General features: G+C 38.8%; 21 protein-coding genes and 3 tRNA genes. 9 read left to right on the forward strand and 15 right to left on the reverse strand.

Features of this window, described 5'->3' with window-relative positions; genetic code table 11:
- Positions 1 to 74: 74 nt before the first annotated feature.
- The 4 genes from HEMROJRC1_RS07335 (at position 75) to HEMROJRC1_RS07350 (ending at position 5,076) form a co-directional block, all read left to right on the forward strand.
- On the forward strand, positions 75 to 1,754 hold the full coding sequence (locus HEMROJRC1_RS07335; RefSeq protein ID WP_226692305.1) for a solute:sodium symporter family transporter: 1,680 nt from the start codon (positions 75 to 77) through the stop codon (positions 1,752 to 1,754).
- Between the two features lie 3 nt (positions 1,755 to 1,757).
- Entirely contained in the window at positions 1,758 to 3,203 is a 1,446-nt protein-coding gene (locus HEMROJRC1_RS07340; RefSeq protein ID WP_226692306.1) for a sulfatase-like hydrolase/transferase, read from the forward strand.
- A gap of 139 nt (positions 3,204 to 3,342) precedes the next feature.
- Complete coding sequence (locus HEMROJRC1_RS07345) at positions 3,343 to 3,936, forward strand: Crp/Fnr family transcriptional regulator (protein WP_226692307.1); 594 nt, start codon at positions 3,343 to 3,345, stop codon at positions 3,934 to 3,936.
- A 12-nt stretch (positions 3,937 to 3,948) separates the two neighbouring features.
- A complete protein-coding gene (locus HEMROJRC1_RS07350; RefSeq protein WP_226692308.1) occupies positions 3,949 to 5,076 on the forward strand; it encodes an anaerobic sulfatase maturase in 1,128 nt (375 codons plus the stop codon).
- A 767-nt stretch (positions 5,077 to 5,843) separates the two neighbouring features.
- On the opposite strand, the gene HEMROJRC1_RS07355 is transcribed toward HEMROJRC1_RS07350, so the two are convergent.
- The 3 genes from HEMROJRC1_RS07355 to HEMROJRC1_RS07365 all read right to left on the reverse strand — a co-directional run bounded on the left by HEMROJRC1_RS07355 (position 5,844) and on the right by HEMROJRC1_RS07365 (position 7,334).
- On the reverse strand, positions 5,844 to 6,671 hold the full coding sequence (locus tag HEMROJRC1_RS07355; RefSeq protein WP_226692309.1) for a class II glutamine amidotransferase: 828 nt from the start codon (positions 6,669 to 6,671) through the stop codon (positions 5,844 to 5,846).
- Positions 6,672 to 6,800: 129 nt separating this feature from the next.
- Positions 6,801 to 7,178 carry a cytochrome b562 gene (locus tag HEMROJRC1_RS07360; protein ID WP_226692310.1) on the reverse strand — a complete coding sequence of 126 codons (378 nt, stop codon included), beginning with the start codon at positions 7,176 to 7,178 and terminating at the stop codon, positions 6,801 to 6,803.
- A gap of 80 nt (positions 7,179 to 7,258) precedes the next feature.
- Positions 7,259 to 7,334: transfer RNA gene (locus HEMROJRC1_RS07365), tRNA-Asn, on the reverse strand.
- A gap of 334 nt (positions 7,335 to 7,668) precedes the next feature.
- Between HEMROJRC1_RS07365 and dld the strand changes: the two genes are divergently transcribed.
- The gene (gene dld / locus HEMROJRC1_RS07370; protein ID WP_226692311.1) at positions 7,669 to 9,366 is read left to right on the forward strand and encodes a D-lactate dehydrogenase; all 1,698 of its coding nucleotides are present in this window, start codon (positions 7,669 to 7,671) and stop codon (positions 9,364 to 9,366) included.
- Positions 9,367 to 9,528: 162 nt separating this feature from the next.
- On the opposite strand, the gene treC is transcribed toward dld, so the two are convergent.
- The 8 genes from treC to mutY all read right to left on the reverse strand — a co-directional run bounded on the left by treC (position 9,529) and on the right by mutY (position 17,174).
- Positions 9,529 to 11,181: an alpha,alpha-phosphotrehalase gene (treC, locus tag HEMROJRC1_RS07375; RefSeq protein WP_226692312.1), complete on the reverse strand. Its 1,653-nt coding sequence runs from the start codon at positions 11,179 to 11,181 to the stop codon at positions 9,529 to 9,531.
- 240 nt (positions 11,182 to 11,421) lie between these two features.
- Positions 11,422 to 12,840: a PTS trehalose transporter subunit IIBC gene (gene treB / locus HEMROJRC1_RS07380; RefSeq protein ID WP_226692313.1), complete on the reverse strand. Its 1,419-nt coding sequence runs from the start codon at positions 12,838 to 12,840 to the stop codon at positions 11,422 to 11,424.
- Between the two features lie 133 nt (positions 12,841 to 12,973).
- Positions 12,974 to 13,921, reverse strand: coding sequence for a trehalose operon repressor TreR (gene treR, locus HEMROJRC1_RS07385; RefSeq protein WP_226692314.1), 948 nt, complete (start codon positions 13,919 to 13,921; stop codon positions 12,974 to 12,976).
- Between the two features lie 378 nt (positions 13,922 to 14,299).
- Positions 14,300 to 14,375: transfer RNA gene (locus HEMROJRC1_RS07390), tRNA-Asn, on the reverse strand.
- A gap of 11 nt (positions 14,376 to 14,386) precedes the next feature.
- A tRNA-Phe gene (locus HEMROJRC1_RS07395) sits at positions 14,387 to 14,462 on the reverse strand.
- Between the two features lie 231 nt (positions 14,463 to 14,693).
- On the reverse strand, positions 14,694 to 15,773 hold the full coding sequence (gene mltC, locus HEMROJRC1_RS07400; protein WP_226692315.1) for a membrane-bound lytic murein transglycosylase MltC: 1,080 nt from the start codon (positions 15,771 to 15,773) through the stop codon (positions 14,694 to 14,696).
- 14 nt (positions 15,774 to 15,787) lie between these two features.
- Positions 15,788 to 16,060, reverse strand: coding sequence for an oxidative damage protection protein (locus tag HEMROJRC1_RS07405; protein ID WP_194811445.1), 273 nt, complete (start codon positions 16,058 to 16,060; stop codon positions 15,788 to 15,790).
- On the reverse strand, positions 16,038 to 17,174 hold the full coding sequence (gene mutY / locus HEMROJRC1_RS07410) for an A/G-specific adenine glycosylase (protein WP_226692316.1): 1,137 nt from the start codon (positions 17,172 to 17,174) through the stop codon (positions 16,038 to 16,040). The genes HEMROJRC1_RS07405 and mutY overlap by 23 nt, the downstream gene beginning before the upstream one ends.
- Before the next feature lie 187 nt (positions 17,175 to 17,361).
- On the opposite strand from mutY, the gene rpmE reads away from it, so the two are divergent.
- A complete protein-coding gene (rpmE, locus tag HEMROJRC1_RS07415) occupies positions 17,362 to 17,574 on the forward strand; it encodes a 50S ribosomal protein L31 (protein WP_194811447.1) in 213 nt (70 codons plus the stop codon).
- A 136-nt stretch (positions 17,575 to 17,710) separates the two neighbouring features.
- Here rpmE and HEMROJRC1_RS07420 read toward each other — a convergent pair whose 3' ends face one another.
- From HEMROJRC1_RS07420 to tsaD, 4 genes are read right to left on the reverse strand one after another with little or no spacing between them, the layout of a single operon-like run.
- Positions 17,711 to 18,931, reverse strand: coding sequence for an aromatic amino acid transport family protein (locus HEMROJRC1_RS07420; protein ID WP_226692317.1), 1,221 nt, complete (start codon positions 18,929 to 18,931; stop codon positions 17,711 to 17,713).
- 39 nt (positions 18,932 to 18,970) lie between these two features.
- Entirely contained in the window at positions 18,971 to 19,552 is a 582-nt protein-coding gene (locus HEMROJRC1_RS07425; protein ID WP_226692318.1) for a thymidine kinase, read from the reverse strand.
- Positions 19,552 to 19,785 carry a hypothetical protein gene (locus HEMROJRC1_RS07430; protein ID WP_226692319.1) on the reverse strand — a complete coding sequence of 78 codons (234 nt, stop codon included), beginning with the start codon at positions 19,783 to 19,785 and terminating at the stop codon, positions 19,552 to 19,554. Before HEMROJRC1_RS07430 ends, HEMROJRC1_RS07425 begins: the two co-directional genes overlap by 1 nt.
- A gap of 9 nt (positions 19,786 to 19,794) precedes the next feature.
- Positions 19,795 to 20,823, reverse strand: a complete 1,029-nt coding sequence (gene tsaD, locus HEMROJRC1_RS07435; protein WP_226692320.1) for a tRNA (adenosine(37)-N6)-threonylcarbamoyltransferase complex transferase subunit TsaD — start codon at positions 20,821 to 20,823, stop codon at positions 19,795 to 19,797.
- Between the two features lie 223 nt (positions 20,824 to 21,046).
- On the opposite strand from tsaD, the gene rpsU reads away from it, so the two are divergent.
- The 3 genes from rpsU to rpoD all read left to right on the forward strand — a co-directional run bounded on the left by rpsU (position 21,047) and on the right by rpoD (position 25,121).
- Entirely contained in the window at positions 21,047 to 21,262 is a 216-nt protein-coding gene (rpsU, locus tag HEMROJRC1_RS07440) for a 30S ribosomal protein S21 (protein ID WP_005627632.1), read from the forward strand.
- 123 nt (positions 21,263 to 21,385) lie between these two features.
- Positions 21,386 to 23,164 (forward strand): DNA primase, encoded by a 1,779-nt coding sequence (dnaG, locus tag HEMROJRC1_RS07445; RefSeq protein WP_226692321.1) that lies wholly within the window; start codon positions 21,386 to 21,388, stop codon positions 23,162 to 23,164.
- A 70-nt stretch (positions 23,165 to 23,234) separates the two neighbouring features.
- Positions 23,235 to 25,121, forward strand: coding sequence for an RNA polymerase sigma factor RpoD (rpoD, locus tag HEMROJRC1_RS07450; RefSeq protein WP_226692322.1), 1,887 nt, complete (start codon positions 23,235 to 23,237; stop codon positions 25,119 to 25,121).
- Positions 25,122 to 25,139 lie beyond the last annotated feature (18 nt).

Genomic DNA, 25,139 nt, shown 5'->3' on the forward strand with positions numbered 1-25,139 from the left:
ATAGCAATTACATTATAGTTGTAATATATTTTTAAATATTTTCATTTATCTCAATATGAGCAAGGAGGGATATTATGTTTATCACAATTAGTACTTTTCTCCTCGTAACGGGAATAGTCGCATTTATTTCATGGAAAAAAACCAGAAATGATGATTTAAGCACTTCTAAAGGTTATTTCTTAGCCGGGCGGGGATTAAGTGGTTTTGTAATTGGTTGTTCAATGGTATTAACATCATTATCAACAGAGCAATTAATTGGTGTTAACGCTGTTTCTTATAAAGGTAATTTCTCAATTATTGCTTGGACAGTACAATCTGTTATTCCATTATGTTTCTTAGCTCTTTATTTATTACCTAAATATATCAAAAACGGTTATACCACAATTCCAGAATTTTTTGAGAATCGTTTTGACCGGCAAACGCGCTTAATCATGTCTGCGCTTTTCTTGGTATTCTATCTATTTATTGTTATTCCAACCGCACTTTATACGGGAGCGATTGCCTTTAATAAAATTTTTAATTTAGAGACCGTTTTTGGAATTAGCTATGGTCAATCAATTGTTTATACGGTAACGGCTATCGGTGTTGTCGGGGCAATTTATGCTATTTTTGGCGGTTTAAAAGCGGTTGCGGTATCAGATACGGTAAATGCAGTGCTTTTAGTCGTGGGTGCATTATTAGTACCAATCTTTGCCTTAATTTATTTGGGTGATGGCAATATTGCGGTGGGTTTTAAAACGATCACAACAACACATGTGGAAAAATTCAATGCAATTGGTGGAGCAGAAGATGCGGTACCTTGGCCTGCAATTTTTACAGGTATTTTGATTGTGAATTTTTTCTATTGGACGACTAATCAAGCAATTGTACAACGTGCGTTAGGGGCGCGAGATTTAAAATCTGGTCAAAAAGGGATTCTCCTTGCTGCATTATTCCTCTTAACATTACCATTAATTCTCAATTTACCGGGCTTATTAAGCTTCCATATTCTTGGCGAAGGGCTAAATCCTATTGATACCTCTTATCCGGCCTTAGTCAATCGTGTATTACCAACTTTCTTACAAGGTTTCTTCATTGCAGCATTATTTGGCGCAATTTTGAGTACATTTAACTCTTTCTTAAACTCTGCTGCAACGATTTATTGTAAGGACTTATTACCGTCAATCAGTAAAACGCAACGCACAGAAAAAGAACTAATTTTGCATGCGAAAAAAATCTCTGCGATTATGGCAGTATTGACAATGATTATCGGTCCTTTATTAATGTTCGGTACTGATGGAATTTTCTTATTAACTAAACGCTTTGCTGGTTTTGTAAACATCCCAATTGTTGCGTTATTTGCAGTCGGTTTATTTAATAAAACTGTTTCAGGTTTAGCGGCACGGATTGCTTTATTGTTACATGTTATTTTATATTTCTGTATTGTGTGGGTGTTCCAAATGAAAGTAAATTTTGTGTACGTGATGGCTGCATTGTTCGTATTTGATGTCGTTGTGATGTTGGTATTAGGTCAATTCTTAAAACGTGAACCATACGAAGAAAGTAAGGAAAATAAAGAAGGTGTTGATTTAACCAACTGGGAACATGTTCGTGTCACTGTGGCATCATTAGTGCTAGGTTTGATTTCCTTACACGTCTTACTTTCACCATTCGGTTTAGCTTCAACAGAAGGTCAACCACTCTTAATTTTAGGTATTTATGCGGTCTTACAAGTTATTTTCCTATTTGTATTTCGCAGTAAAAAAGAGGTTTAAATAATGAATATTGTCTATATTCTCTTAGATCAAGTAAGGAAAGATATGCTTGGTGCTTACGGGCATCAAGTAGTTAAAACACCGAATATTGATAGACTTGCACAAGATGGTATTCGGTTTAATAATGCTTTTACGCCGGCTTCGGTTTGTGGACCTGCGCGTACTTCTTTATTTACAGGATTAATGCCATCTTCACATGGCATTATCAAAAATGGGGAAAAAGGAGGAATTGGAGAAATTAGTCAACAAGCCCCAAATATTGCTAAATTAGAAGGATATAATACTTATGTTGTAGGTAAATGGCATGTAGGAACCAAATCTGTGCCTGAAGATTATGATATCAAGGGACATAATTTTGATGGTTATGGTTATCCTGGAAGCGGCGTATATAAAAATTTAGTTTTCAATCAACCGCCTACACATTCTAACCGTTATAAAGAATGGTTAGAGGAAAAAGGCTTTGAATTTCCTGAAGTAAGCAAAGCATATTTTGGCGATAATCCGCATTTACGGGTACAAGAACTTTGTGGTTTTTTATCAGGGACAAAAGAACAAACCATTCCTTATTTTATCGTTGATGAAGCGAAAAGATATATCCGGGAATCACTAGAGGAAAACAAGCCGTTCTTTACTTGGATTAACTTCTGGGGACCTCATACTCCTTGTATCGTGCCTGAACCATATTATTCTATGTATAGCAAAGATGATGTTGTATTAGATGAAAGTTTCTTTAAACCGTTAGAAGGTAAACCGGGACATTTCCGCACTATTTCTAAAATGTGGGGAATGTGGGAAGCGAGTGAAGATCATTGGAAAGAAGTGATCACAAAATTCTGGGGCTATATTACCTTAATTGATGATGCTATTGGTGAGTTATTTGTTTTTCTCAAACAACATAATTTGTATGAGAGTACTTTCTTAGTTGCTACTGCTGACCATGGTGATGCAATGGGCGCACATCGAATGATTGAAAAAGGGGAGTTCATGTTTGATACGACCTACAACATTCCTTTAATTATCAAAGATCCAAAATCGAATCGCGTTAATGAACAAGATGATAACTTAGTTTATTTACATGATTTAACATCTACCGTCTATGATATTGCAGAGCAAAAAATTCCAACTGAATTCCAAGGGGAAACTTTATTACCGATCACGCGTGAAAAGCAACAAAATGATCGAAAAGGAATTTTAGCGCAACTTGCAGGGCATTTTGTGTATTTTGAACAACGGATGTGGCATCGTAAAGATTATAAATTGGTTTTTAATGCGACCGATGTGTGTGAGCTTTACGATGTTCGTTGCGATCCTGAAGAAATGTATAATTTATTTTACGATGAACGTTATAAGGGGGTAAAAAAAGAAATGCTTGAAGAAATGCGTGTGGAGATGAAACGCTTGGGGGATCCATTGGAAAATTGGGTTTATCGAATTATTGATGAAATCTAACCGCTGAAAGGCGACATGTGTTCGCCTTTATTTTTTCCTCTGATTCATATAAGGTGATGAGGTTAACGTTTTATTAAGCGTTAACCTCATTATCTTGAAAAATTTAACTATGAAAAATAAATATCACATAGGAAGGAATATGGACACGCCAATTGGACCAACCGATTTGCGGCATTGCCAACTGACTTATTTACATCAATTAATTAAAGGGATGACGGTTTATCAACAAGGCGAGGTTGCTCAAGAGTTTTATTTTGTCAAAGAAGGGTTAGTCGGTTTATATCATACTTTAGATAATGGTAAAGAAAGCTTAGTTCGCTTATATCGTCAAGGGGATTATTTTGGTTTTCGTACCTTGTTTGGATTAGGTGACAGCCGTTATCACTGTAGCGCAAAGATCTTAATTGAAGCGGAAGTTATTCAAATCAAACCGGAAAACATTGAGCTATTTTTCTTACATAATTTACAACTAAGCAAAGTCTTACTCCAAACGCTTGCTAATGAATTACGGGATGCAGAGCAACGATTAGCGAAAAGTGCCTATTTACGTACTTTAGATCGCGTCATTGATAGTATGTGTTTTTTAACAAAGAATTTTCCTTATTATAACTGGACTTATCGAGAAATTGCTGAATATGCAGGTTGTGAAACGGAAACCGCCATTCGTATTGCAAAAGAATTAAGGCAAAATGGCTTATTTACTGAATTATTACCTCATCACAAAGGGAAATAAAAGGAGTGTAGTATGGCACTTTTCTCACCTAAAACGAATTTCCATTTGATGGCAAAACCAAGTAGCTTTCATTGTAATATTCAATGCGAATATTGTTTTTACTTAGAAAAAGAGCAAACTTTCGGTTCAAAAGTTCCCTTCATGTCAGAGCAAACGTTACGTAATTATGTGAAAAATTACATCGAATCACATGAAGGGCAACGCGTGGAATTTGCTTGGCAAGGGGGGGAACCGACCTTATTAGGTTTAGATTTCTTCAAAAGTGCGGTCAGTTTTCAACAAGAATTTGCGAATGGTAAAACTATTACTAATGCCTTTCAAACTAATGGTATTTCCCTTAATCGCCAATGGGCGGCTTTTTTCAAACAACACCAATTTTTGATCGGTTTATCTATTGATGGAATAAGTGCCGTACATAATCGTTATCGTATTACGAGTAACGGACAACCGACATTTGCTCGTGTAGTGAAAGCCTTAGACTTATTAAAAGAATATCAAGTTGATTTTAATACCTTGACGGTCATTAATGATCAAAATTGGCACAAAGGAAAAGAAACTTATCTTGCTTTAAAAGCGTTAGGCTCTACCTTCATGCAGTTTATTCCTATTGTGGAACTGCATGCAGGTTGCGTACAAAAATTCTCTGTTCCCTCGAAAGGTTACGGGCATTTTTTGGTAGATGTGTTTAATGAATGGAAAAAGCAAGATGTTGGACGTATTTTCGTTTTGGAGTTTGATAACCTGCTAGGACAATGGTTAGGTTATCCTTCTAGTAGCTGTATTCATCAGCCAACCTGTGGTAAATCGCTGGTTGTAGAAGCGAATGGTGATGTGTATTCTTGTGATCATTTTGTTTATCCCGAATATAAAATAGGTAATCTTAATCAAGCCTCTCTTGCAGAACTTGCTCAATCGCCTAAACAATCTCATTTTGGTTTTACGAAACAGGGTCAATTAACTCAGCTTTGCCAACAATGTGAATTCAAATCTCTTTGTCATGGCGGTTGCCCTAAACATAGGATTTTACCAATAGCCGGAGAATATTTTAAACATAATTATTTGTGTGCTTCTTATAGATATTTTTTTTATAAAACAGCAGGAGATATGCAACAGATGTGTAAAAAAATTTGCTTTACTTAAGTTTACTAAATGATTCCTCAATCTGAATTATTTTTTTCTATATTTTGTTTATAGCATCTGTTTCTATTACTCCTTTATGTTTGTAAGGGAGATAATCCTTCTTGTTAACTTTATCAGAGTATTTGTTAAATAATCTTGATGTTTAAATGCCTATAATGTAAATGTGATAAAAATTATTTTTATGATTGTTATTTAAGGTGTTAACTTAAAATTTTTAATTCTTTTCTATCTAAAAGATTTAGTTTTTCCCTTAATTTTATCATTGCTATTACAACTATATGAAAGAGGCACGTTTGGAGTATTTTAGTTGGTGTGTTGAATATATCTTTGAGTAATTCCCGCAGACCATCACAAGAAATTAATTGAATTTTATAGTATTTTATTCATAAGTTGTTGAGAGTAAGATGATAGATAGTATTAATTTCGTCCCGTATTAACAATTTGTAGAGCATGAATACCTATTAAAACTGATACACTAAATTTTTATCACATAATATTTTATAGCTAATTCTTTGTAGGTTTGTTTCCTTTATGAATAATCAAACCATATAGCGGTTGGATTTAATTTTTACTACAGGTATTGTATTTATATTGTTGAATATTATTTTTGATGCCATGTTTCTTTATATGATGGGTTAAGAGAGAAGAGTGTTCTTCATATGGTTTAAAGTCTTTTACTATAAGACCTTAAACCACCATTTTGTCTATTATTCCTAATTTGAGAATAAGTGGAAAATCAACCGCACTTTTATTTCTAGAGGGATTAATTAAGCGGCTTTATGTAAACCAAGTGTGCCGTCATCTTCTATTTCTTTCGCAATACCAATGACTTCTGCGATTTTATCTCCTTCTTTAAAGAATACAAAGCCGCCGTTTTCCATTTTTGTCCAAGCCTCATCTTTGGTGAGTGGGAAAGTTGTCACAATCGTTACTTTATCGCCTTCTTTAGCATAATCATTAAAGTCGATGACACCGTCATCATCAATGCGATGTGCTTTGCCAAAAGGTGCTTTACGTGTGAGGTAGTGCAAATTGGTAGAGCAATGGGCAATCATCCATTCGCCATTGGAAAGAATAAAATTAAACGTACCGTATGTGGAAAGTTTTTTTGTTATTTCTTGAATCGCCTCAAAAATCTGCATTTCCGTCGGTTTTTTACGGAAGCGATTTTTTAAGTATTCAGCCATATAACAGAATGCAGCTTCAGAGTCTGTCGAACCGATAGGCTGGCAGAAATTTTCCGACATATCCGGTAAATTTTTTAGATTTCCATTGTGTGCAAACACCCAGTTTTCTCCCCAGATTTCACGAATAAAAGGGTGGGTGTTTTCAATATTAACTTCGCCTTGTGTTGCTTTACGAATATGAGCGATAACGTTCAGTGATTTTATGTTGTATTGTTTTACACAATCTGCGATGGGAGAAAGCGAAGCGGCACGATTATCGCGAAAAATACGCACGCCACGACCTTCAAAAAAAGCGATACCAAAGCCATCGGAATGACAATCCGTTAAGCCTGCACGGCGACGAAAACCTTCAAAGGAGAACACAATATCTGTCGGAGTATTACAGTTCATACCGAGTAATTGACACATAAAATCCTTCTAAATACTCATTAATTAATAACCATACAATAAGTGTAGATTTAACAACATTATAGGGTGGATTTCAAGAGATGTATGATGCGATTTTTAGATAAAAGTCTTGTAAAAAATAGCATTAAGTTATTTATATAACTTGTGATACATTTTTCTTAATTCAGGCATTGAATTCAGTTTTTCCTTCGCTTCATTCAATTTATTTTGTTTGGCGAGGTTATCGGCTTCTTTTGCAATATTAATAACTTTTTGTAACCCTTGTTGATAACCGGGAAATTGTGATGTATCTCCTTCCCATTTTGGCGGGAGTGTTTCTTTGGATTTCTCGGCGGCATTAATAAACATTTCTATGTTGTTCCGAAAATCTTCTGTGGTTGTTGATTTATTGGCAAAAACCAGACGTTGCGCCATCACCATCATTTCATCGCGGAGATTTACTTCAGCGTAAGAAATAGGGGAATAGGCAGCAAAAATAAGTGAACAGAGTAAAAGTAACTTTTTCATCTTTCTTCCTAATATAAAATTGTCATTAAAAGAGTAGATAGCAAAAAGCCGCTAAATTCCTTTAGCGGCTTTTTAGAATTTGGCTCCTCCTGCGGGACTCGAACCTGCGACATATGGATTAACAGTCCACCGTTCTACCGACTGAACTAAGGAGGAATTATTAAAGTATGGGATTAACCCTCTACCGATACAAGTTGTGAACGATACCGGCAACGGGCGTGTATTCTACATTTTTTGCTTCACTTGTAAAGTCTTTATTTGAATTTGGATGCGAATCTAACGTATTTTTCAATTATTCACCACGACTTCTTAAGTGCAGCCGCTTTTTCAGACAATATTTTCACCACAAGTTTTCAGCGTATTTACGTTGCTGATTAAATCAACGAATAATGTAAGATTCTGTGAGTCTTCTCACATTTTAAAGAAATATTAAATAATTGTTAAATTTGATGTGATTTAATAAATAAAATTCTTGGTATGGAGTTAAGATATGACTAATCAAACATTAATTAATCGTTTAACTAATATTGTCGGTAGACAGTATATTATTACCGATCCGAGTAAAACCGAGCATTACCGAAGTGGATATCGTTTTGGCACAGGTAAAGCTTTGGCGGTGGTTCGTCCCGGCACATTGTGGGAACAATGGCAGGTATTGCAGGCTTGCGTGGATGCTGATGTAATTGTCATTTCGCAAGCGGCGAATACGGGCTTAACGGGCGGTTCAACCCCAAACGGCAATGATTATGATCGTGAAGTTGTAATTATCAACACAATGCGAATGGATCAAATTCAGTTGATTAACAACGCTGAGCAAGTAGTGTGTTTCCCGGGCTCTACACTTAATCAATTGGAATTATTGCTTAAGCCTCATAAAAGAGAGCCGCATTCTGTGATTGGCTCGTCCTGTATCGGTGCATCCGTAATTGGCGGAATTTGTAATAATTCCGGCGGAGCGTTAGTGCAACGTGGTCCTGCTTATACGGAAATGGCATTGTTTGCTCAAATTAACGCAGAAGGTAAATTGGAATTAGTCAATCATTTGGGCATCAATTTGGGTGATACGCCGGAAGAGATTTTAACCAATTTGCAGGGGCATCATTACCAATGCAAAGATATTCGGCAAGATACTAATAAAAAAGCTCACGATCACCAATATTGCCGACATGTTCGCCAAATTGATGAAGCCAGCCCTGCTCGTTTTAATGCGGATCCGATGCGTCATTATGAAACCTCCGGCTGTGCGGGTAAGCTTGCTGTGTTTGCGGTTCGCTTAGATACCTTTCCTTTAGAGAGTGAAACCGCAGTGTTCTACATTGGCACTAATCAAACTCAAGTTTTGACCGAACTTCGTCGTACTATACTTGGTCGGTTTGAAAATTTACCTATTTCCGGTGAATATATTCATCGTGATGCTTTTGATGTTGCCGCTGAATATGGTAAAGACACCTTTTGGGTTATTAAAAAAGCAGGAACACACCGTTTACCGAAATTGTTCTCTCTCAAAGCTAAAACCGATCGCTTTGCTAAAAAATTCGGTTTTTTGCCTTCGCATTTAAGTGATAAATTACTACAGTTTATCTCCAAATTCTTACCGCAACATTTGCCCGCCTCTTTACGCCAATATCGTGATCAATATGAACACCATCTTATCTTGAAAATGGGCGGTAAGGGTGTGCAAGAAGCTAGAGCTTATCTTCAAAATTACTTTGGCGATTCAATCAAGGGGGGATATTTTGAGTGCAACGCGGAAGAAACCCAAGCCGCGATGTTGCACCGGTTTGCTGTCGCTTCTGCAGCGATTCGTTATCGTGCTATTCACGACAAGGAAGTGGAAGATATCGTCGCTTTAGATATCGCTCTTCGCCGTAACGATCAAGATTGGTATGAAAAGTTGCCTGAAGATATGGATAACAAAATTATTCATAAACTTTATTACGGACATTTTATGTGTCATGTTTTTCATCAGGATTATATCATCAAGAAAGGCAACGATTGTGAGCAGCTTGAACACGAAATGTTGGTATTACTGGATCGGAGGGGGGCTCAATATCCGGCAGAACATAATGTCGGGCATTTATACCAAGCTAATGTGGATTTACGCAAGTTTTACCAAAAACTCGATCCTACTAACAGCTTTAACGTAGGGATCGGTAAAACCTCTAAGAAAAAATATTGGGCGGAGTAGTTTATAAGAAATGAATTCTTTAGATAAACCGATTTAGGTTATAAAACTTGCTAAAATTGAACCGCACTTTGCGATCTACAAAGTGCGGTTATTTTTTTACTTGTTTTATGTATTATCTATTGTTTGGTCGGAATAGACGATTTCTCCACACCAAGCATACGCCTACAATGCATTTTGATAAAAATAAACCGCTTGATAAGGTTTCAAAATGATTCCTGTTGTTGTCTGTTCTAAATCGCCGTAGTTATTCATTAATACTTCGCCCTGTGGTTGAAATTCGATTTGTTGTGGCTCATTGCTTAAATTTGCCAAAACAGTGAATTTTTCGACCGCACTTTTCCCCTCTTGTTGGCGTTGATAAATCCAAACATTAGGATCATTCGGTAATAAATCTCGATAATCGCCTCGGGTTAAAATCGGTAGATTTTTACGTAATTTAATTAAGGATTGATAGGTATAGAAAACGGAATCTGGATCATTCATTGCCTGTTCTGCATTAATCTGCGGATAATTTTTCGCTACATCAATCCAAGGTTTTCCTCGGCTGAAACCTGCATTTTCACTGCTGTCCCATTGCATTGGGGTACGGCTGTTATCTCGTGATTTTTGTGCCAAAATTTTTAATATTAACGGCTCATCAAGCTCTTTTTCTTTTAATTCGGCATAAGCATTGAGACTTTCTACATCTCGATATTCGTCAATATGAGCAAAATTTGGGTTTGTCATTCCAATTTCTTCGCCTTGATAAATATAAGGCGTGCCTTGCATTCCGTGTAGTAACATTGCTAGCATTTTTGCCGAAATCGTACGCAGTTCGCCTTGTTCCGCTCCAAAACGAGAAACAATGCGTGGCTGGTCGTGATTGCACCAAAATAAGGCATTCCACGCTTTGTTGTGCATACCTTGCTGCCAATAATTAAAAATTGACTTGAGCTCTACATAATCAGGGCGGGCATAAGTCCATTTTTCCCCATTAGGATAATCCACTTTAAGATGATGGAAATTAAAGGTCATTGATAATTCTGTTCCGGCTAAATTTGCGTATTGCTGACAATGCTCTAACTTTGTGGATGACATTTCGCCAACAGTCATTAAGCCAAAAGGTTTTAATGCCTGTTGATTAAGCTCTTGTAAATATTGATGAATTTTGGGAGCGTCAGTATAAAAACGACGGCCATCACCTTCAAAATCATCACTAAAATGCTCAGGTTTAGAAATCAAATTCACCACATCTAAACGTAGCCCATCAACGCCTTTTTCCGCCCAAAAATGGCAAATATCATATAATTCCGCCCGTAATTTTGGATTTTTCCAGTTTAGATCCGCCTGCTCAGGGGCGAACAAATGTAGATAATATTTTTGTGCTTTATCCGACCATTTCCAAGCCGAACCACCAAATTTTGATTTCCAATTGGTTGGTTGTTCTCGCCAAATATAGAAATCGTGAAATTCACTATTCGGATCTTCGCCTTGTTGAAACCATTGATGAAAGGTTGAGCTATGATTAAACACCATATCCATTACAATGCGGATATTACGACAGTGAGCTTCGGCAATGAGTTGCTCAAAATCCGCCATTGTGCCATAGCTCGGATCAATTTCACGATAATTGGCAATATCATAGCCGTTATCAATTTGTGGAGAAACATACATTGGCGTGATCCAAATGCCATCAACACCTAAGGTTTGTAAATAATCCAAGCGTTTAATAATGCCTTGAATATCCCCTGTGCCACTACCTGTCGTGTCTTGAAAGGACTTCGGATAGATTTGATAAATTACACCGTTTTGCCACCAATTATTGACGTCTTTCATATTTATTCCTTACTAAAGTGCGGTTGATTTTTGTGGAATTATGTTGTTGCACAAATATTAGGAGAAAACTATAACGCACCAATGTTATTAATAATGATGTGTGGTGCCTTAGCTATTCGCCCCTACTTCGATTCGTACAACGATCACATAACACGCTATTTTCGAGTTGAATTTAAAAACGCCTATTTGATTTGTCGCATTAGTTTCAAATAAGCGTTTGTTTTAGGTTATTTTTAGCAATTAAGCAATCTCGCCTTTTGAGGCTTTATGTTTATAAACAATCATTGTTAATAGGATAGGCACAAGGATCGCCACTAACATTGCTAGGGCAAAGGTTCCCCAGAATTGATGTTGAATAGATAAAATTCCAGGCAAACCGCCCACACCAATACTTCCCGCTAATACACCTGCTAACCCACAGATTAACCCTGCACAAGCAGAGCCAATCATTGCACATAACATTGGAAAACGATATTTTAAGTTAATCCCATACATTGCAGGCTCAGTTACGCCAAGATAAGCGGATAATGCCGCTGGTACTGCCACTTCACGAACTTTAGCGGTTTTATTCATTATAATAATTGCCACGGCCGCTGAGGCTTGAGCAATATTAGATAAGGCAATTAAAGGCCATACTGGTGTACCACCAATGCTTTGGATCATTTGCATATCAATCGCCAATGAAGTTTGGTGTACGCCTGTAACCACCAGAGGAGCATATAAAAAGCCAAATAATGCCGCACCAATTGGAGCAAAATCCCCTGTCATTGCATTTTTCACGACAAAAGCAACACCATTACCTATTTCACGTCCGATAGGGCCAATAATCGTATGTGCAAGGAACACCGCTAAAATAATAGACACCACTGGCACAATAATTAAATTTAAGAAATCAGGCACGATTTTATTTAACAAGCGTTCAATATAAGATAATGCTAAACCTGCTATAATTGCTGGGATCACTTGAGCTTGATAACCCACTTTTTCAATGCTAAAGAAACCAAAATTCCAAGCCTCTGGTAACTGTGAACCCAAAGCGTAAGAATTCATTAATTGTGGAGAAACGAGGGTGAGTCCTAAGACAATTCCTAAAATTGGTGAAGTTCCCATTTTACGAGCAATTGACCAACAAATTCCTACTGGTAAGAAATGGAAAATGGCTTCGCCAATCAACCATAAGAAACTATGAACGCTATTCCAAAATGGACTGACTTGAGTGAGAGTTTTGCCGTCAATCATTGCAATATCGCCAATCACATTGCGGAAACCTAAAATCAACCCACCGCTGATTAAAGCAGGTAATAATGGGATAAAAATATCCGCCATATGGGAAATGAGGCTTTCATACCACTTTTGATTTTGGCGAGCTGCTGCTTTCACTTGCTCTTTATCTACGCTCGCCAAGCCTGTTTTTTGCAACAATACCTTGTAATAATCGCTCACTTCTTGCCCGATAATGATTTGATATTGCCCGCCTGTTTGGATAACCGCTTTTACCATTGGCAAAGCCTCAATTTCGGCTTTTTTTGCTTTGGCTTCATCTGCCAAGACAAAACGTAAGCGAGTAATACAATGGGTTACGGTTGTAATATTTTCACATCCACCAATTAATTCAATTAATTTATCCACATTTTGTGGATCGAGTTTTTGCTTTGCCATTTGCAGTTCCTTTTAGGATGATAAAATTGTATTGATTATAAAGTAAGCTAAAAAATAATCAATGGGAACGTTCCCATTTTTGAGGTAATATGAGTCAAAATTGTCAATTTAAAAAGAGAAAATCAGATAAAAATTAATTCTGAATTAAATAGCATTCAGGGCAGAAATGTTGAATCGGTTGCTGATTTAGCAAAGCAAATAATTGTGTTACCGCTAATTTACCGGCAGTAGAAAAACCTAAATCAATACTGATCACTTTCGGGAATAGGAAACGTAGTAGAGTATTGTTGCCGATCCCACATACTTGAATAGATGCTTGTTTTTGCTCTTGTAAATATTTCACCGCGCCAATGGCAAGATTATCGGTGGCGCAAATTAATGCCGAAATTGACTCGGAAAGTACCGCACTTACGTTCTCATATGCCCATGTATAATCCAAATTACCTTGAAGAGAACAAGGAGAAATATGATATTTTGCACAATTTTGTAAATAGGCTTGATGACGATTAAATCCTGTTGTGATATCGCTATCTTGCACGCCGAGATAAGCAATATGGCGATGACCACACTGATAAAGATGAGCCATTAGCAAATTAATTGCTGCCGTATCATCATAATAAACCGAGGAAATTTGTTCATATCTTCGGGCAATCACCACCATTTTTTGTCGCCAAGACTTTAACAGCTGCTCATCGAGTTCGGAAAAGGCAAATAAAATGACACCATCAACCTTGCGTTGAGCAAAGAATGCCAAATGTTCCTCTACTAAATGAGTATCAAATTGGCTTTCCACTATAATAGGCTCACATTGGTTGGCATAGAGTAGCGGTAATATTGTCGCCAACGCCTGATTTTCCGAAGTTGATGATAGGCGAGATACAATAATCCCCACAGAATACCCACGTAAGCCCCGCATGGCTCGCGCAGATTTAGAGGGTTGAAATTGAACGTCCTCTATCACTTTCTCCACCTTGCGGCGAGTTGCTTCACTAACCCTATGGTCTTGATTTAGCACACGAGAAACGGTTGATTTCCCTACCCCTGCTAATTTAGCAATATCATTTATGGTTAGTTCAGCCATTGTGTTACCTTATATTTAAGTAAGTAAAACTATATACGATTTTTGATCTAAATAGGAATTAGTTTATTATTAAAATTCAATCATTTGTAATGAAAAGCCACCTTTCCCTATTTACAACGGGTTAATTCCACATTCATTCTAGCATTTTTGCCATATTGCTCTAATCTTTCTTGGACATAGCGATCCATTTCCTCAAGCCTGCTATGTCGATAAACGGGGAAGAAAAACGATAGTAATGACAATATAAGAACGGGAGAATTTTTGATTTACCATTTTGATACTCTCTTAGCTAAGAGATAAGGTTAATTAAGTAGTGGCTTTTACAGGAGATTTAATTTTTAATGAAGACTAATGATTTTTTTTGATAGGAAACTAATTTGGCTCCTCCTGCTGGACTTGAACCAGCGACATATGGATTAACAGTCCACCGTTCTACCGACTGAACTAAGGAGGAGTAGATTTGAATGGTGCCTCGAGGCGGAATCGAACCACCGACACGGGGATTTTCAATCCCCTGCTCTACCGACTGAGCTATCGAGGCGTTATCGTTATTGGCTACTGCCTGACAACGGGGCGTATTAAACTATTTTTTCGATTGTCGGTCAACAACTAAATTTAAAAAAAGTGAAAAAATTAGTGTGTTTGAACGGTTAATAATCAAAGTGATGATAAAAAGAGCGAATTTTCTAAAGGTCACTAAAAATAACCGCACTTTTTTAAGAAAATCTCCGAAGAAATTTCTTCGGAGATTGGATTTTCATCTTTCTAAAAATTACCGTCTTACTCGGAATTTTTTCTGTGCTTGATCTACTTTTAGCAAGTAATTTCTTGCTTGAGATGATGGATGTGCCGTTGTTAGGATTCGATAAACCTGCTCCGGATACATTTGATTGATTTTGTAAATCGCTTCATCTTTATCGTTATCAAACACACGCAATACTGCTCCAGCCCCACTGTTATAGGCTGAAATCATCGCAAAACGTTTAGATGTCGGATTGGTTATACCGTTTAAATATTGATTTTGCAGAATCCATAAATAGGATACGCCGGCATCAATATTATTTGCCGGATCATATAAATAGCGGGCGGAAGGTTGTCCGCTTTTTCCTTTCATCGCAAAGATATCACGGCCTGCCGTATGTGGAACGACCTGCATTAAACCGATTGCGTTGGCATAGCTGATTGCATAAGGGTTAAAACTGGATTCGGTTTGCATTATGCCCAAGATCAAACTTTCATCAATGCCGTAACGGCGTGCGGCTTTGCGTATTAATGGAATGTATTTTTGTGCACGCACTTCCACGTGGTTTGCAATCATCGGTATCGTAACGAATTGCACCATATTACCGTTTTGCAAACGGCGGGTTTGTAATTTATTTTGGATTAAATATGTAGCGAAATTTCCTGCAATAAATTGATTGGCGATTTGCCGGCCGTTATTATCAATCACCTGTCCTAAAAGAAATGGGCGCGTACTAATCGGCACATCTCCGGAGGCGAATAAATCAATCCCTTTCGCATCTGAACCCATCAGCAAAGTATGCACAATCGCATTATGCAAGCGATTCAAATCTTTTTGAGTTTCGATCACAATGTTGCCTTCATCGAAACTCACGTGGCTGCGGGTATAGAAAGAATCCGTATATTTCACGTAATCTTTACGGCTTGCCACAAGTAATTCGTTCACCCCCCAAATGCGGTCAATATTATGAGAGAATTGTCCGGTGAGAATATCCAAACCCTGCGTATCTTTTGCAAATACTTCATCAAAATTAATACCGCGATTGCGATTCGGAGAGTCGCTACAAGCATACAGAAATGGCAATAATGCCAACAATAAATACTTTTTCATTATTTTACTGCCGATTAATTTGACGGAGGAACATAGCCTTCAATATGTACATCTTTACCTTCAAACAAAAAATTCACCATTTCTTGCTCAAGTAATTTGCGATGTTCTGCGTTCATCATATTGAGTTTTTTCTCATTCACAAGCATCGTTTGTTTTTTTATCCATTCGCCCCAAGCTTGTTTACTGATTGAATCAAAAATTCGTTTACCCAATTCACCCGGATAAAGTTGAAAATCCAAGCCTTCCGCTTCTTTTTTAAGAAACTCACAAAATATCATTCTTGCCATAATTATTCCTTACGAATTGTATTAATAAATTTTTCACAGGTTGAGCCAAACCAATCTGCTCAGGATTTGCAGGATCATACCAATATTTGACCGCACTTGATAGATTAGGTTTATATTCTTTTGTTTTTTCCCTCACTTTACGCCAATCTAAATTGGCTTGTTCCTGTTTTGATGAAGCACCGATTTCCGCATAAACAGGGTGAATGTCTAAGTGAAAATGGCTGAACGTATGACGAAAACTTGCCCATTCTTGATAATAAGATATGTTTTCTTCCTCCAAGTAAGACAATAGATCTTCCTTTGAATTAAATTGAGGAAAACAAAATAATCCGCCCCACAAGCCGGAACTTTCACGTTGCTCTAACCACACTTTGCCTTGTTGAGACAATATCAGAAAATAGGTTTCTTTTTCCGGCATTGTTTTTTTCGGCTTTTTAGTGGGAAACAACGCCCAATTCCCATTTTTATATGCCAAACAATTTATTTGCAATGGACAAAATTCACACTTGGGGTTGGAGCGTGTGCAAACCATTGCACCAATATCCATCATTGCTTGATTGAAATCCGCCACACGTTCTGTAGGGGTGACTTGTTCTGTTAAAGTCCACAAATGGTTTTCTACTTTTTTCTCTCCCGTCCAGCCTTCCACCGTGAAGTAACGCGTTAATACACGTTTTACATTACCGTCTAAAATAGGATACGGCTGATTTAACACTGAAGACAAAATAGCACCTGCGGTAGAACGGCCAACCCCCGGTAATGCCCAAACATGTTCAAAATTTGTTGGAAAATTTCCATTAAATTCATCTCTCACTTTTTGTGCCGCTTTGTGCAAATTTCGTGCGCGCGCATAGTAGCCTAAACCAGTCCACAAATGTAGAACTTCATCTTGTGAGGCATTGGCAAGGGCGGTGATATTTGGAAATGTTTTGGTAAACCGCTCAAAATAAGGGATCACCGTAGCGACTTGAGTTTGTTGTAACATCACTTCAGAAAGCCACACGCCATAAAGGGTTTTATTTTGTTGCCAAGGTAGGTGTTTACGTCCGAATTTGTCATACCATTCCAGTACGGCGTGGGCAAAAGGAGCGTGAGGTGAGGATTTTGCTAGCATAACTTTCCTGAATAAATAAAAAGTGCGGTTAAAAACGGCGGTAATTTTACACGAAAATGGGGCTTGTTTATCTTTGTTTTTTCAGTATAATCTGCGACCTATTTGGTGCCAATTATGGCGTATTATTCACTCACGCGGTGTAAGGAGAAAGTTCTTATAGCGGCGTGGCTTCGTTTTGAGGTTTTCTATGAAACAAGGTATTCATCCTGAATATAAAGAAATCACTGCAACTTGTTCTTGCGGTAATGTAATTAAAACTCGTTCAACTTTAGGCAAAGACATCAACCTTGATGTGTGTAGTAATTGCCACCCGTTCTACACCGGTAAACAACGTGTTGTAGATACCGGCGGTCGTGTTGAACGCTTCAACAGCCGTTTCAAAATTCCAGGTACAAAATAACTTGGAACTGCTTGAAAACCCTGCCGAATGGCGGGGTTTTTATATTGGGAAAAAGCTATACAAAATATATAAGGGAAACACTATTTAGGTGTTTCCCTTTTTTAATGCTTAAAAATCCTCTGAAATCAACCGCACTTTAGCCTGCAACAGCCGGTAAGTAGCCAGTTTGAATTAAGAAAGGGATAATCATAATTGCTATGCCGACGATTAATGCAATGACTAATGCGGTGTTTCCGCCGATAACGCGGTAAGGAAGATTTGGGTTGGTTTTACGGGTACGCCATGCCAAACCGATTGGTAAGATTAAACAGTAGAATGCGCAAAGCAAACCGGCATAACTTAATGCGGTGATAAAACCTTCCGGATAGAATAGTGCAAAGACTAACGGCGGTAGAAATGCGGCAACGGTAAGTGAAAGGCGATTATTCGGTAGGTGATAGCGTTTAAATAAATCACCTAATCCTTCAAATACACCTAACATCACGCCGAGAAATGAGGTGATTAAGGCAAGTGAAGAAAAAATGCGTACGATTTCACCCAATAGGTTAGAACCGGTGATTTCACGTACGGCATTTACTAAGCCGTTTAATGTCGGCTCCGCTTGTAAAATACGGATAAATTCACTTTGACTTAACACGCCGTGGGTCGCCAGTTGCCATACTAAATAGGCAGCAAGTGGAATTGCCGTGCCGATTAAGATTGCACGGCGGAATTTTTCAACACTTCCCTCTAAGTAACTATTCACACTTGCCATAATGACGTGGAATCCAAAAGAGGTGAAGAAAATAGGTGCGGCGGATATGACAAAAGCATAGTTCAGCGGCAATGCCATTAAGTTATTTGTTGCCACTTTTGGCAGCATCATAAATAGCACGAAAGCAAAGGCGATTAATTTGCCGATAAATAAGAGGCGGGTAATGCCGTCCACTCCTTTTGTACCGATAACGACAAAGGAACCTAGTACGACAGTAAAGACAATAATGGCTGTTTTAAGAGAAATCGCTTCCATTCCGAAAGCGGTCGGTAAGCCTGAAAGTAATGATCCGCCCCCTGTAATATAGGCGGCAGAAAGCGCATAAAGTAAGATCAATAAACTTAGTGTAGAAAGGACACGTCCCGGCACGCCGAAGTATTTTTCCGCCAGTGTGGCAACACCGTCATTAAGCTGATCGGCTGTTTGATAGACTTCGACAAAAAGTAAACCGCTATAAACAAGCAGCATCCAAAGCCCGATAAGTAATAGCACGGTATAGCCGAATCCCATTCCGGCGGAAGTTAAAGGCATTGCCAACATACCCGCACCGATTGTTGTACCGGCAATAATCAAGGCACTCCCAAAGGTTTTGTTTTTTAGCATAAAATTGTCCTTATGTTGTGTTTGAATTAAAAAATAACGTTAAATCTGACCGCACTTTTCTTTGTAATGATAGCGACAAACGGAGAGGTAAGAGTCATTTCCGCCGATTTGGATTTGCTCTCCTTCCTTAATGACTTCACCTTTTTCATTAAGGCGAAGTACAAAATTTGCTTTACGTCCACAATAGCAAATGGTTTTTAGTTCTTCCAATTGATCCGCCCAGGCGAGTAGGTATTTGCTGCCTTCAAAGAGTTCGGCTTGGAAATCGGTACGTAAACCGTAGCACAGTACGGGGATATTCAATTTATCAACCACATCCGTCAGTTGATAGACTTGCCGTTTTGTGAGGAATTGGGCTTCGTCCACCAATATGCAATGAATTTTTTCTTGCCGTAAATGTTGGCTGATTTCATCAAATAAATTGGTTTCGGCGTTGAATAAATTGGCTTCTTGAGAAATCCCAATACGAGAAGTAACTTTTCCAACCCCAAAACGATCGTCAATCGCGGCGGTATAAACCATCGTGTTCATATTGCGTTCACGGTAGTTATAAGAGGATTGCAGTAGGGTAGTGGATTTACCCGCATTCATTGTGGAATGATAAAAATACAACTTTGCCATTATTTATTGATCCATTTCCAAATGTGATAAGCGATAAATCCTGTGATTGGAGGCAATGCGGAAAGCAAAAATGCACCGTAAGTCGTGCCACCTCCGATTTGTTGTCCGGCTAAAGTCAGTAAATTGACAATTTCATCGCTTGGCGTAGTAAAAATCCAAACACCAATCACGATTAATACGATAAAGCAGGCGATACCGGCGGCACGCATTGCTTGAAATTTGGCATCTTTCATCTTTATTCCTTAAATTGTAGGGAGTTCTGTCATTGGCCAACGTGGTTTTACTTCAATTGCTAGCCCTGAATGTTGACCTTGTTTTAAACGTAAAAAACCGGTGTAAGCAATCATTGCGCCGTTATCAGTGCAAAATTGCGGCGGCGGATAAAAAACTTCGCCACCTAAATTTTGCATCATTTGGGCTAAGGTTTCGCGTAATTTTTTATTTGCGCTTACTCCGCCTGCAATTACTAAACGCTTATAACCGGTTTCTTTTAAAGCGCGTTTACATTTGATTGCAAGAGTGTCGATCACCGCATCTTGGAAAGCATAAGCAATATCGGATTTGGTTTGTTCGGCTAATTTGCCTTCTGCTTTGATGGCTTGATTCACCGTGTTGGCGGCAAAGGTTTTTAAACCCGAAAAACTGAAATCAAGCCCCGGTCTATCCGTCATTGGTCGTGGAAAAGTAAAACGATTCGGTGAACCTTTTTCGGCAAGACGAGAGAGTGCCGCACCGCCCGGATAATCTAATCCGAGTAGCTTTGCCGTTTTATCAAAGGCTTCACCGGCGGCATCATCAATCGATTCTCCGATCACTTCATATTTTCCCACGGCATCTACACGTACCAATTGAGTATGTCCGCCGGATACCAATAGAGCAATAAAAGGAAAGTGCGGTCGATTTTCTGCAAGCATTGGGGCAAGTAAATGCCCTTCCATATGGTGAATACCGATTGCAGGCACATTCCATGCGTAAGCAAGAGAACGTGCAATAGTGGAGCCAACCAATAATGCGCCGACAAGCCCGGGGCCGCTGGTGTAAGCTACACCGTCAATATCTTTGGCGGTAAGGTTCGCTTCTTTCAGTGCCGCCTGAATTAATGGTGCGGTTTTGCGAATATGATCGCGTGAAGCAAGCTCCGGAACAACGCCACCGTAATCCGCGTGCAGTGCAATTTGAGTATAAAGCTGGTTCGCAACCAAGCCTTTTTCTTCATCATAAATTGCCACGCCCGTTTCATCGCACGAGGTTTCAATTCCTAAGATTTTCATTGATTTTCTCAATTTAGTTTCTAAAATGAGGCGCAATTTTACCTTGTTTACTTGGTTTTAACCAGTTGAAACCACAAATATCGGGGCTAATTACGCATTCTATTCTTTACTTTTACCCTAAAAGTAGATTAGAATTGCGACCTTTGTTGGATTTGCCATTTTTATTGGCAGAAATAAAAATTTTAAATTGCAATTAAATTAAACTCATTGAGGTGATTGGCTTATGCCTGTAATTAAAGTACGTGAAAACGAATCATTTGACGTAGCTTTACGTCGTTTCAAACGCTCTTGCGAAAAAGCCGGTATTTTGGCAGAAGTTCGCGCTCGTGAATTCTATGAAAAACCAACTACAATCCGTAAACGTGAAAATGCAACGCTTGCGAAACGTCACGCTAAACGTAACGCTCGTGAAAATGCGCGTAATACCCGTTTATATTAATTTGTAGTATTTTTTAACTCGAGTTTACACAAACCGTGGTTCCTTTGGTATCACGGTTTTGTTGCTTTGAAATTCACATCAAAATAACCGCACTTTCACCGTCATATTTAGGAGGCAAAGGCAATGAAAGGCTTAATTCCACGCCCGTTTATTGATGATTTGCTGACAAAATCCAATATTATTGATGTGATCAATTCACGTGTGAAACTCAAAAAGGCCGGGCGGGATTATCAAGCTTGTTGCCCTTTTCACCACGAAAAAACACCTTCTTTCACGGTGAGTGAAAAAAAACAGTTTTATCATTGTTTCGGTTGCGGTGCACACGGTAATGCCATTTCTTTTTTAATGGATTATGACAAACTTGAATTTGTTGAGGCGATTGAAGAGCTTGCTGCAATGGTAGGATTGGAAGTGCCTTATGAAAAACGAGAGAATAGTAGTGGAAAACCACAAGCCAGTTATCAAACAAAGCGTAATTTGTATGAGCTAATGCAAGCAATCGCTTCGTTCTATCAAACTCAGTTGCCTTTGAATGTACCGGCACAAAGCTATGTCCAACAACGGGGGCTTTCACCGGAAATTATTGCACGTTTTCAAATCGGTTTCGTACCAAATGCGATGGATACGATATTACGCAAGTTTGGTGTAAACCGTGAAGAACAGCAAAAATTGTTTGATCTCGGTATGCTTTCGCGCAACGAACGTGGAAATATTTACGATAAATTCCGTCATCGGATTATGTTTCCCATTCGGGATAAACGTGGACGCACAGTGGCATTCGGCGGACGTGTATTGGGCGATGAAAAACCGAAATATTTAAATTCACCGGAAACCGTTACTTATCACAAAGGGAAAGAACTTTACGGCTTATACGAAGCCTTGCAAGCAAACGATGAACCGGCAAAATTGCTTGTGGTTGAAGGGTATATGGACGTGGTTGCATTGGCGCAATTCGGTGTGGATTATGCCGTCGCATCACTCGGTACTTCAACGACTTCGGAGCAAATTCAACTTCTTTTCCGTTCTACCGAGCAAGTGATTTGCTGCTACGATGGGGATCGTGCAGGGCGTGATGCAGCATGGCGTGCTTTGGAAAATGCTTTACCTTATTTGGAAGACGGTCGGCAAATTAAATTTATTTTCTTGCCTGATGGAGAAGATCCCGATACCTATATTCGTCAATATGGAAAAGAAAAATTTGAAGAATATATTGAAAGTGCGCAGTCACTGTCTGAATTTCTTTTTGCGCATTTAAATCCTCAAGTGGATTTTTCCACAAAAGAGGGGCGGGGTAAATTAGTTGCCCTTGCAGCCCCCTTAATTCAACAAATTCCGGGTAATGCTTTGCGTTTGTCATTGCGTAATATTTTAGCGCAAAAATTGGGGATTTTTGATGAATCGCAGTTAGAAAGTCTCATCCCAAAACAAGCCGGGAATAAAGTATCTCCACGTGCTGATTCGCAGCCAAAAATGAAGCAAACACCGATGCGGGTGGTGATTTCTTTACTCTTGCAAAACACGCACTTGGTGAATCGTATTACAGAAGCCGGGCTTACGGCGTTGCGGGCAGAGGCAGGCTATGATTTATTGGAAAAATTGACCGCACTTTGTCGTGAGCGCGAAGGCATTACCACCGGACAAATTTTAGAATATTTTCGTGATACGGAATATCGTCGCCCCCTTGAAATTCTTGCAACTTGGGAGCATTTACTGGACGACACCGAAATTATCAATGCCTTTTCACAAAATTATCGCCGATTGAATATTCAAGCCATTGAGCGCGATATTGAAATGCTCATTGCTAAAGAACGATCCGCAGGATTAACAGAACAGGAAAGACAAGTACTTGTTATGCTGATTACCAGCAAAGAGGAACAGAAAAAACAGTTAGTTAATCCATAGTAACAATGATAGAATTTCTCGCTCAAGCGAAAAATGTATCCTCACAAATTAACGCGACACGGGTATAAAAATGGAACAAAATCAACAATCTACCGCTGAACAATATTCAGAGCAAATAGAACAACTGATGGAATTAGGACGTACGCAGGGTTATTTAACTTATGCCGAAATCAATGACTTACTTCCGGAAGATGTTATCGATCCGGAATACTACGATAAGCTCCTGCAAACTTTGCAAAATGATGCAGGTATTCCGGTGTTAGATGAAGCACCGGAAAGCGATGATATGATGTTAAACGAGACGATTCCGGATGAAGATGCCGTAGAAGAAGCGACTCAAATTCTTTCTAATGTTGAATCCGAAATCGGTCGTACAACGGATCCTGTGCGGATGTATATGCGCGAAATGGGTACCGTTGATTTGCTTACTCGTGAAGATGAAATCAGTATCGCTAAACGTATTGAAGAAGGGATTGATGAAGTTCAAACCTCCATTGCCGCTTATCCGGAAGCGCTAAGCGATTTGCTTGCGCAATATGAACAAGTAGAGGAAGGAAATGTTCGTTTAGCCGATCTTATAACAGGCTTTGTTGATCCGAATGTGGTTTCGGAAGAAGAGGCGGAATTATCCGATGATTTTGATGAAGATGACGAAGAGCTTGATTCTGCGGCGGATGTGGATGATAACGAAAACGAAGAAGAGGATAGTGAATCGGGTTCTGATGACAGCGGAGATTCTGACAATAGCATTGATCCCGAAGTCGCCCGTGAGAAATTCACCCAATTAAAAGATCAACATATCAAGACCCTTGAAGCGATTGAAAAACATGGTCGTGATCATAAAAAAGCGCAAGCGCAAATTGCCGTATTGGGTGAGATCTTTAAACAGTTCCGTCTTGTTCCAAAGCAGTTTGATGTGCTTGTGTTTTCAATGAAAAATATGATGAAGCGTGTTCGTGGTGAAGAGCGTCAATTGCAAAAAGTATTGATTGATATTGCCGGTATGCCAAAAGATGAATTTGAGCTTCTGATTACCAAATTCGGTAGTAGCGATGTTTGGTTAGATAAAGCGCTCAAATCGACTAAACCTTGGGCTAAACGGTTACCGAAATATGAGGAGCGTATTCGTCAAGCTATCGCTAACTTGGTCGCCTTTGAACAAGATTCAAAATTAAGTGTTCAACAAATGCGGGCTATTTGTGATGCGGTGGCTCGAGGCGAGCAAAAAGCACGTCGTGCGAAAAAAGAAATGGTGGAAGCAAACTTACGTTTGGTGATTTCCATTGCTAAAAAGTACACCAATAGAGGGTTACAATTCTTAGATTTAATTCAAGAAGGTAATATCGGCTTGATGAAAGCGGTGGATAAATTTGAATATCGTCGCGGTTACAAATTCTCTACTTATGCAACTTGGTGGATTCGTCAGGCAATTACACGCTCCATTGCGGATCAGGCACGCACTATTCGTATTCCTGTTCATATGATTGAAACGATTAACAAATTAAATCGAATTTCTCGTCAAATGTTGCAAGAAATGGGGCGTGAAGCTACACCGGAGGAACTGGCGGAACGTATGGGAATGCCGGAGGATAAAATCCGTAAAGTGCTAAAAATTGCCAAAGAACCGATTTCGATGGAAACCCCGGTTGGTGATGACGACGATTCACATTTAGGTGATTTCATTGAAGATAACACGCTTGAGTTGCCGTTAGATTCAGCCACGGCACAAAGTCTAAAAGCGGCAACACACGAAGTGTTGGAAGGATTAACCCCGCGTGAGGCGAAAGTATTACGTATGCGTTTCGGTATCGATATGAATACGGATCACACCCTTGAAGAAGTCGGAAAACAATTTGATGTGACACGTGAGCGTATTCGTCAGATTGAAGCAAAAGCCTTACGTAAACTTCGTCATCCAAGTCGCTCGGAAACATTGCGCAGTTTCTTGGATGATTAATTAAATTATAAAAGCAGA

The sequence above is a fragment of the Rodentibacter sp. JRC1 genome (assembly GCF_020521555.1).
GTDB classification, from domain to species: Bacteria; Pseudomonadota; Gammaproteobacteria; order Enterobacterales; family Pasteurellaceae; genus Rodentibacter; species Rodentibacter abscessus.

Coding starts and splice junctions, on each gene's coding strand:
- HEMROJRC1_RS07335 (WP_226692305.1), top strand. CDS start 75: ATGTTTATCACAATTAGTACTTTTCTCCTCGTAACGGGAATAGTCGCA.
- HEMROJRC1_RS07340 (WP_226692306.1), top strand. CDS start 1,758: ATGAATATTGTCTATATTCTCTTAGATCAAGTAAGGAAAGATATGCTT.
- HEMROJRC1_RS07345 (WP_226692307.1), top strand. CDS start 3,343: ATGGACACGCCAATTGGACCAACCGATTTGCGGCATTGCCAACTGACT.
- HEMROJRC1_RS07350 (WP_226692308.1), top strand. CDS start 3,949: ATGGCACTTTTCTCACCTAAAACGAATTTCCATTTGATGGCAAAACCA.
- HEMROJRC1_RS07355 (WP_226692309.1), bottom strand. CDS start 6,671: ATGTGTCAATTACTCGGTATGAACTGTAATACTCCGACAGATATTGTG.
- HEMROJRC1_RS07360 (WP_226692310.1), bottom strand. CDS start 7,178: ATGAAAAAGTTACTTTTACTCTGTTCACTTATTTTTGCTGCCTATTCC.
- dld (WP_226692311.1), top strand. CDS start 7,669: ATGACTAATCAAACATTAATTAATCGTTTAACTAATATTGTCGGTAGA.
- treC (WP_226692312.1), bottom strand. CDS start 11,181: ATGAAAGACGTCAATAATTGGTGGCAAAACGGTGTAATTTATCAAATC.
- treB (WP_226692313.1), bottom strand. CDS start 12,840: ATGGCAAAGCAAAAACTCGATCCACAAAATGTGGATAAATTAATTGAA.
- treR (WP_226692314.1), bottom strand. CDS start 13,921: ATGGCTGAACTAACCATAAATGATATTGCTAAATTAGCAGGGGTAGGG.
- mltC (WP_226692315.1), bottom strand. CDS start 15,773: ATGAAAAAGTATTTATTGTTGGCATTATTGCCATTTCTGTATGCTTGT.
- HEMROJRC1_RS07405 (WP_194811445.1), bottom strand. CDS start 16,060: ATGGCAAGAATGATATTTTGTGAGTTTCTTAAAAAAGAAGCGGAAGGC.
- mutY (WP_226692316.1), bottom strand. CDS start 17,174: ATGCTAGCAAAATCCTCACCTCACGCTCCTTTTGCCCACGCCGTACTG.
- rpmE (WP_194811447.1), top strand. CDS start 17,362: ATGAAACAAGGTATTCATCCTGAATATAAAGAAATCACTGCAACTTGT.
- HEMROJRC1_RS07420 (WP_226692317.1), bottom strand. CDS start 18,931: ATGCTAAAAAACAAAACCTTTGGGAGTGCCTTGATTATTGCCGGTACA.
- HEMROJRC1_RS07425 (WP_226692318.1), bottom strand. CDS start 19,552: ATGGCAAAGTTGTATTTTTATCATTCCACAATGAATGCGGGTAAATCC.
- HEMROJRC1_RS07430 (WP_226692319.1), bottom strand. CDS start 19,785: ATGAAAGATGCCAAATTTCAAGCAATGCGTGCCGCCGGTATCGCCTGC.
- tsaD (WP_226692320.1), bottom strand. CDS start 20,823: ATGAAAATCTTAGGAATTGAAACCTCGTGCGATGAAACGGGCGTGGCA.
- rpsU (WP_005627632.1), top strand. CDS start 21,047: ATGCCTGTAATTAAAGTACGTGAAAACGAATCATTTGACGTAGCTTTA.
- dnaG (WP_226692321.1), top strand. CDS start 21,386: ATGAAAGGCTTAATTCCACGCCCGTTTATTGATGATTTGCTGACAAAA.
- rpoD (WP_226692322.1), top strand. CDS start 23,235: ATGGAACAAAATCAACAATCTACCGCTGAACAATATTCAGAGCAAATA.